Source organism: Neobacillus sp. PVCKKU3, from assembly GCF_058323225.1.
In genome coordinates, this window is sequence record NZ_JBLVQN010000087.1 from 1 (window position 1) to 2,025 (window position 2,025).

At 41.1% G+C, this 2,025-nt stretch carries 1 protein-coding gene; it reads left to right on the forward strand.

All coding sequences use genetic code 11. The annotated features are described in order from the left end of the window. Window positions 1-613 precede the first annotated feature (613 nt). Window positions 614-1,849 carry an IS110 family RNA-guided transposase gene (locus tag ACNQGS_RS28855; protein WP_491490380.1) on the forward strand — a complete coding sequence of 412 codons (1,236 nt, stop codon included), beginning with the start codon at window positions 614-616 and terminating at the stop codon, window positions 1,847-1,849. Window positions 1,850-2,025: the final 176 nt, after the last annotated feature.

The following is a 2,025-nucleotide window of genomic DNA, read 5'->3' on the forward strand; positions in this document are numbered from 1 at the left end:
CCCCCTCGTATATTAGTAGTAAGAGCTCTTTCTAGAAGAATTTCCAGTCGATCCGGATCCTCTAAAATTCACTCTAGATTCCTATAGGTTGTTATTAAGGTAAGCCTTTCGGCTTCCTCGTCAAATAATTTTTGTTTTACCCTTGTTTTACCCCAGCTGATGGGGAAGCCAAAGGCAATTATTAATATTAAGAAAAGTAATAATGTATTGTTCCGTTTCGTAGGGGGACAGTTCCCCTTACGTTTATTTGTTGTGCCTTTAAAAACTGAATATCGAGAAATGGCGGAGAATGGAGGAGGCTCCAGCGTTTTACTCCGTCATTTTTTATAGAATTTCAGGCCCGTCCATGGGACAATAGGAACCGACAAGTTCGTATCAGGATATAGCTTCTCCCCCTTGCGGACACCTTTCGGTGTACTGCTTAAAAAGCCTGCTACCTATGGTTCATTGTTGAAGGTCTAACCACTGGTTGCGCCGCTGTAAAAGAAGCGAGTGTAGCGCTCATTATGGGCTTCTTTTCTTTGAGTGCTGATGACGAGGCAGACTCAATGATTCCCATGGGCACCCAGGTCTGGAACGTACTTGATTAACTCATATACTGGAGGTGATTGGTATGTCACAAATGCTTGTTGGTGTAGACGTAAGTTTGAAGTCCCATCATGTCCATTTCATGTTTGAGGACGGTTCATCATTAGCTGACTTTTCTGTTCCCAATGATCAAAATGGGGCCGAAACCCTGGTCAAAAGAATGCTGGAAACAGCGGAAAAAAGTCAGGTAAATCAACTAAAGATTGGGATGGAAGCCACGGATTTATATAGTTGGCACCTTGCCCATTATCTTCAAGATCAACTTAAAGGCTACGAACCACGGTTCCAGTCTTTTATTTATGTTCTAAACGCTAGAAAAGTCGCTCGTTTTAAGAAGGGCTATGATTCCCTTGTCAAAAACGATCGCATTGATGCCTGGGTCATAGCTGACCACCTGAGATTTGGCAGACTACTAAATCAAATGAAAGATGCTATCCAATATGAAGCCTTACAACGGCTGACCCGTACAAGGTTTCATTTTATGAAAGAAATCGCCCGGAATAAAACCTATTTCCTTAACCAACTCTTTTTAAAGTTCAGCGGACTTAGGCAAGATAATCCCTTTTCCGATACATTCGGGACAACCAGTCTGGCTGTTATGGAAGAATTGGAGCCGGAAACGATTGCCGAAATGAGTATTGAAGAACTCGTCGAGTTCTTACAGGATAAAGGGAAAAACCGATTTGAAAATCCCGAAGAAATAGCTGCGTATCTTCAAAAGCTAGCGCGGTCATCCTATCGTTTAAACAAGGTAATGCAAGACCCGGTCAACATCTCTTTATCCGTTACCCTGAGCACGATTCAACATATCGAATCACAAGTAAAGCGATTGGACAAAGAGATTGCGAAATTGATGAAAGGCATAACGCAAACCCTTACCTCTGTAAAAGGGATTGGGGATGTATATGCAGCTGGATTAATCGCTGAAATTGGCGATATAAAACGATTTAAAGACCACCATGCATTAGCGAAATACGCTGGCCTTGTATGGAGCCAAAATCAATCTGGCGAATACGAATCAGAGGAGACGATGAGATTGAGAACCGGAAATAAGTATTTACGGTATTATCTCATTCAATCTGCCGATAAGATTCGAAAGTATGACTCAGAATACAAAGCTTTTTACACAAAAAAGTATAACGAAGTTCCTAAGCATAAACACAAACGCGCACTCGTCTTAACCGCAAGAAAATTGGTACGGTTGGTGTACTCGCTACTACGCACCAATCAATTGTACACACCACCAGAAAGGAGAAATTAAGATCTACTCTTTCACATCCTTTCAATCACCCAGCTTCGCACACTAAATTACTGGTATAAATTGGAATATAGTGCGAGGTTTATTTGGTATACCCTTTTTTTGATCTTTTTCGGCTTTGTACCAACATAATTTCCAATTGTTTATTTTTTTGTGCTTGACATTTTACCACTGGGCTT